Origin of the sequence: Streptomyces sp. NPDC059668, from assembly GCF_042734135.1 — a bacterium.
GTDB lineage: Bacteria > Actinomycetota > Actinomycetes > Streptomycetales > Streptomycetaceae > Streptomyces.
In genome coordinates this window covers 53,306-59,233 of sequence record NZ_JBHWEL010000012.1, presented here as the reverse complement: position 1 = coordinate 59,233, position 5,928 = coordinate 53,306, and the positions used below count along the sequence as shown (strand labels likewise).

Sequence of the window (5,928 nt, the reverse complement as noted above, 5' to 3'; positions counted from 1 at the left end):
CCCGCACCGGCTCCTGCCCCCCCCCGCCGCCCCCCCGCCCCCCCCCCCCGGGCGGCGCGCCCCCCCGCCCCCCGGCCCGCGGGCCGCGCGCCCCCCCCACCAGGAGGGTGTCCTTGGTCGGGAAGTAGTGCAGCAGCCCCTGCTGGGTGAGGCCCACGCGCTCGGCGACGGCGGCCATGCTCGCGCCCCGGTAACCGCGCTCGGCGATCACCTCCAGGGCCGCGCGCACGATCTCCGCGCGCCGTTCCTCGCTCCTGGTCCTGGTCGTCATGGCGTCACCGTACGGTATCCGCCCACCCCGGACATCACGGCAAGGCAACGAAACCTACCGCTCTACAGGCCCGCAGGTGCAGGATGAGAACGTCCGGCGGATCCCGCGGCCGTACGGCCGTACTGCCGTACTGCCACGCGGACTTCACGGGATTCACGGACATCACGCGTTTCACGGACTTCAACGAGGAGGTGCCACCGTGACGGAGGCAGCGGAGACAGCGGAGAGCCGGACCGGGACCAGGGGCGTGGACGCGGCGGACCGGGCGCGCGAGACGGTCGTCGAGGCGGCCCTCGGCAGGCTCGACCTGGACGCGAAGACGCGACTGCTCGCGGGGCAGGACATGTGGTCGCTGCCCGAACTCCCGGGCATCGGGCTGCGCACCCTCGTCATGTCCGACGGTCCGATCGGCGTCCGGGGCGTGCGCTGGACCGCCGACGACCCGTCCGTGGCGCTCCCCTCACCGACCGCGCTCGCCGCCACCTGGGACCCCGCACTGGCCCACCGCGCCGGCGTCCTCCTCGCCCAGGAGGCCCGCCGCAAACACGTCCACGTGCTCCTCGCGCCCACGGTCAACCTGCACCGCTCGCCGCTGGGCGGACGCCACTTCGAGGCGTACAGCGAGGACCCGTACCTCACCGGGCGGATCGGCACCGGCTATGTGCGGGGCGTGCAGTCCGGCGGCGTCGGCACCACCGTCAAGCACTTCGTGGCCAACGACGCCGAGACGGACCGCTTCACGGTGGACAACCTCGTCTCCGAACGCGCCCTGCGCGAGCTCTACCTGGCCCCCTTCGAGGCCATCGTCGAGAACGCCCACCCCTGGGGCATCATGACCGCCTACAACTCGGTCAACGGCACCACCATGACCGAGCACCACCACCTCGTGAACGAGATCCTGCGCGGCGAGTGGGGCTTCGACGGCTTCAACGTCTCCGACTGGACGGCGGCCCGCTCGACCGTGGGGGCGATCGAGGGCGGCCTCGACGTCGCCATGCCCGGTCCCCGGACCGTGTACGGCGAGGCGCTCGCCGCCGCCGTCCGCGCGGGCCGGACCGACGAGGCGAAGGTCGACGAGGCCGTCCGCAACGTCCTGCGGCTCGCCGCCCGCGTCGGCATCCTGGAGGGCGCCGAACCGGTCGTCACCGAGCTGCCGGAGCCGGTGGACGGCGAGGCACTGGCCCGCGAGATCGCCCGCCGCTCCTTCGTCCTGGTCCGCAACGAGAACGCGGCGCTCCCGCTGCGGCCGGGCACGGTGGCGCTGAGCGGCGCCGCCGCCCGCGACGCCCGGGTCCTCGGCGGCGGCTCCGCCACCGTCTTCCCCGCCCACGTCGTGTCGCCCCTGGACGGTCTCACCGCCGCACTCCCCGAAGGCAGCCTGACGTACGCGGTCGGAGCCGACCCGAACCAGGAACTCGCCGTCGCCGACAAGGGGTTCACGCTCCGCGCGGAATGCCGCGACCGCGACGGCGAGAGGATCGGCGGCGGCTCCGCGCCCAACGGCCAGATCCAGTGGATGGGCAGCGACCTCCCCGAAGGCGTCACCCACGACAACCTCCACACCGTGGATCTGACGGGCACCTTCACCCCGCGCGTGAGCGGCACGCACGTCTTCGGCATCAAGGGCCTCGGCGTGTTCACCCTCACCGTCGACGGCACCGTCCACTTCGACGACGCCCAGGTCAGCACGGAGGACAGCCCCTTCACGGCGTTCTTCGGCGCCCCCGAGGAGCGCGCCCGGGTCGATCTCACCGCCGGTGAGACGTACGAGGTGTCCCTGCGGCAGGTGGTCGTCCTGCCCGAGGGCGCGCCCCTGCGGATGGTCGGCTTCGCCCTCGTCCACCAGGAACCGCAGGGCGACCCCGACGAGCTGATCGCCGAGGCGGTCGAGGCGGCCCGCGCCGCGGACACCGCCGTCGTCGTGGTCGCCACCACCGAGCGTGTCGAGTCCGAGGGCTTCGACCGCGTGGACCTCCGGCTCCCGGGACGCCAGGACGACCTGGTGCACGCCGTCGCCGCCGCCAACCCGAACACCGTCGTGATCGTCAACTCCGGCTCCCCGGTGGAACTTCCGTGGCGCGAGGAGGTCGCCGCCGTGCTGCTCACCTGGTTCCCCGGCCAGGAGGGCGGCGGCGCGCTCGCGGACGTCCTCACCGGCGCCCACGAGCCCGGCGGCCGGCTGCCCACGACCTGGGGTTCGCTCGCGGACGCCCCGGTCACCCGGGTGGTCCCCGCCGACGGCGAACTCCCGTACACGGAGGGCGCCTTCATCGGCTACCGAGCCTGGGAGAGGGACGGCAGGACCCCCGCGTACCCCTTCGGCCACGGCCTCGGCTACACCGACTGGACGTACGAGTCGATCGAACCCTCCGCCGGTGACGCCCCCTCCGCCGGCGCCGGAGACAGCGCCGCGACGGTCACGGTCCGCGTCCGCAACTCCGGCGCGCGCCCCGGCCGCGAGGTCGTCCAGCTCTATCTGACGCCGGTCGAGGCGGACGGCGAGCGCCCGCTCCACCGGCTCGCGGCCTTCGCCGGTGTCGAGGCGGGTCCGGGCGAGAGCGCCGAGGCCGTGCTCGGCATCCCCCGCCGCGCCTTCGAGCTCTGGGACGAGGACTCCGGCAGCTGGGTGTTTGTGAAGGGTTCGTACGAGGTTGCCGCGGGCCGCTCGATCACCGACCGCCGGGTCGTGGCGACGATTAACGTCTGAGGCGGGACGAGCCCCTCCCGAGCAGCCCCGGTCCGGAACCTGACATCCGGACCGGGGCTCGTGGGTTCCGGGACAGCGCTCAGGAGCGCACCCCGAACCCGTACACCGTCTCCGAGCGGTACGTCCCGCCCGGCCTCAGCTCGGTGCTCGGGAACTCCGGCCGGTTCGGGGAGTCGGGGAAGTGCTGCGTCTCCAGCGCGATCCCGTCGCCGGGCGCGAACGGGTCGCCCAGGTGGTCCGCGGTGTAGAGCTGGAGGCCGGGCTCGGTGGTCGCGACCGTCAGCACCCGTCCGGAGGAGGGGTCGTGGAGCTCCGCGGCCTCGACCGCGCTCGCCGTCGTCCCCTTGTCCAGTACGAAGTTGTGGTCGTACCCGGCGCCGGCCTTCCGCGCCGTCCGGAAGTCGAAGCGCGTGCCGTCCACGGACTCCAGCGCCCCGGTGGGAATCAGATCCGCGTCCACCGGCGTCAACCGCGAGGCGGACAACCGGAGTTCGTGGCCGCCCGCGTTCCCCGAACCGGCCAGGTTCCAGTACGTGTGGTTCGTCAGGTTCACCACGGTCGGCGCGTCCGTGACCGCCTCGTACGCGATGCGCAGCGCGCCCGCCGCGTCCAGCGCGTACGTCGCCGTGACCTCCAGACGGCCCGGGAAGCCCTCCTCGCCGTGCGGGGAGACCCGGGTGAGCCGCAGCCCGTGCCCGACCGGTTCCGCGTCCCACACCCGCTTGTCGAAACCGACGTCGCCACCGTGCAGGGAGTTGGGGGCGTTGTTCTGCGCGAGGTGGTAGGTGAGACCGTCGAGCGGGAAGCGGCCGCCGGCGATCCGGTTGGCGTACCGCCCGACCAGCGCCCCGAGATACGGGTCCGGGTGCGCGAGATACCCGCCGAGCTCGGGGAAGCCCAGCACCACGTCCGCCCGGTGCCCGTCCCGGTCGGGGATCTCGACCGACTGGACGATCCCGCCGTACGTCAGGATCCGCACCCGCACCCCGGCACGCTCCAGCGTCCAGCGGTGGACCGGGGTGCCGTCGGGAAGGGTGCCGAAGAGTTCGCTGTCCATGATCGGAAGCCTAGGCCAACGACCTGTGGCCGGCGTCCCGGCCCGACCGCCTAGGCCACCGGCTGCCGGGCCGTCACCACCCGGTAGGCCAGCTCCGCGAGCCGGGCCTGACCGTCCTTGCTCGGATGGAACCAGTCCCAGTGGCTCAGCTGGTCCGTGCCGAAGCGGAAGTCGTAGACCGCGCCCCCGTCGAAACGGCACCGCCGGTCCTTGGCGCACACGTCCCTGAGGACCTCGTTGTACTGCTCCACCCGGCCCTGCACCTTGGCCCGCCGCAGGGTCGCCGTCGAGCCCAGGGAGTCCGCGTCGGCCAGCATCGAGGGGCAGATGCCCAGTTTCCAGATCTGCTTGCCCAGCGGATTGCCGCGCCCCTCGGACCACAGCCGCTTCAGATCCGGCACGCTCGACACGTACACCTGGGTCTTCGGCAGCTCGTCGCGCAGGGTGCTCATCGCGTCCTGGAAAGCGGCACGGAAGCGGGCGACCGGGGTCATCGCCGAGACCGACGAGCGGCAGGCGTCGTTGGCGCCCACCATCACGGTCACCAGCTCCGGCTTCTCGGCGACGGCCTGCGCCATCTGGTCCGGCAGGTCCGCCATCCGCGCACCGGTCACCGCGTAGTTCCAGCTGCGCTCGGCGGCCCCCTCCGGCCCGAGCAGCCGCACGGCCAGGCTGCGGACCCGGGTGTCGCTGCCGGTCGCCCAGGAGACCTCGGGGCAGTCGGACAGCACGGTGCAGGCGTCGAAGCCCCGGGTGATGGAGTCCCCGACGGCGGCCACGGAGTGGGGACTGCGGTTCCAGAGAGGGGCCGGCTTCGGGGACGGACGGCCCTTGGTCGTGTCGTGCGGAGCGGGGGAGCCGTCACCCGAGGCGCCGCACCCGGCGACACCCAGCAGGGCCGCCACCACGGCGAGGACGGCGCGCGGTCGGTGGCTACGGATGCGCATCCCCTGGTCCCCTCGTTCGTTGAACATGTCCGGGCAGCACCTGACCGACACGGTTGGCCGACACCCCGCGGTACACGATCGGTCGCACCGCGTCCCCATGGGTGAAACCTCAATGTTTCTGGGCGCTGGGACCGACGGTACGTCACACTCCTCGCGCCGCCGCACGGTAGCCTCGCCACGTGGCCGCCCTGCCACTGCCGTTCCGCTAAGTTACAAGATGTCTCGCTCTGCCCGGAGGCCCCAGTGACGACACGTGGAGTTCTCTACGTGCACTCCGCGCCCCGCGCGCTGTGCCCGCACGTCGAGTGGGCGGTCGCGGGTGTGCTCGGTACGCGCGTCAACCTCGACTGGATCCGGCAGCCCGCGGCGCCGGGCACCTGGAGATCCGAGTTCTCCTGGAAGGGCGAGGTGGGCACCGCCTCCAAACTCGCCTCCGCGCTGCGCGGCTGGCAGATGCTGCGCTTCGAGGTGACCGCCGAGCCCTGCGCCACGGCCGAGGGCGAGCGCTACAGCTGCACCCCCGAGCTCGGCATCTTCCACGCCGTCACCGGGATCCACGGCGACATCCTGATCCCCGAGGACCGGCTGCGCGCCGCGCTCCTGCGTTCCCAGCGCGGTGAGACCGACCTGGAGGCCGACCTCGCCAAGCTCCTGGGCAAGCCCTGGGACGACGAACTGGAACCCTTCCGCTACGCGGGCGAGGGCGCCCCGGTCCGCTGGCTCCACCAGGTCGTCTGACCCGGTGAGGGGCGTGACGGGAGGCATTTAGGGGCGCCGCGGACCGCGCGCCCGGCCCCCAGGACCCCGCACCCGACCAACAGGACGAACGAACGGCTGTGGCCCGGACTCCGACACTGTGGAGGGGCGGCACACACGGTGCGTGGGTGTAAGCGCGCTGAAAACATCTAGGGGGAAGCCGAGGAAAAAGGTTGGGCCGCCAACACCG

General features: G+C 72.8%; 4 protein-coding genes and 1 pseudogene. 2 read left to right on the top strand and 3 right to left on the bottom strand.

Translation table 11 applies throughout. The features are described from left to right. Positions 1-289, bottom strand: a pseudogene (locus tag ACFV2J_RS12140) (TetR/AcrR family transcriptional regulator); the annotation flags it as partial. Positions 290-470: 181 nt separating this feature from the next. On the opposite strand from ACFV2J_RS12140, the gene ACFV2J_RS12135 reads away from it, so the two are divergent. Continuing rightward, entirely contained in the window at positions 471-2,978 is a 2,508-nt protein-coding gene (locus tag ACFV2J_RS12135; protein WP_385438391.1) for a glycoside hydrolase family 3 protein, read from the top strand. 79 nt (positions 2,979-3,057) lie between these two features. Here the strand turns inward: ACFV2J_RS12135 and ACFV2J_RS12130 are convergent, their stop codons facing one another. Next, entirely contained in the window at positions 3,058-4,035 is a 978-nt protein-coding gene (locus tag ACFV2J_RS12130; RefSeq protein WP_385438388.1) for an aldose epimerase family protein, read from the bottom strand. Positions 4,036-4,085: 50 nt separating this feature from the next. Beyond that, positions 4,086-4,982, bottom strand: a complete 897-nt coding sequence (locus tag ACFV2J_RS12125) for an SGNH/GDSL hydrolase family protein (RefSeq protein WP_385087775.1) — start codon at positions 4,980-4,982, stop codon at positions 4,086-4,088. Between the two features lie 243 nt (positions 4,983-5,225). Here ACFV2J_RS12125 and ACFV2J_RS12120 point away from each other — a divergent pair, with 243 nt between their 5' ends. Continuing rightward, positions 5,226-5,720, top strand: coding sequence for a DUF3145 domain-containing protein (locus tag ACFV2J_RS12120; protein ID WP_153290778.1), 495 nt, complete (start codon positions 5,226-5,228; stop codon positions 5,718-5,720). Positions 5,721-5,928: the final 208 nt, after the last annotated feature.

What these genes read in the sequence shown, in the direction of transcription:
- ACFV2J_RS12130 (WP_385438388.1), bottom strand. Translation starts at nt 4,035, where the DNA reads ATGGACAGCGAACTCTTCGGCACCCTTCCCGACGGCACCCCGGTCCAC.
- ACFV2J_RS12125 (WP_385087775.1), bottom strand. Translation starts at nt 4,982, where the DNA reads ATGCGCATCCGTAGCCACCGACCGCGCGCCGTCCTCGCCGTGGTGGCG.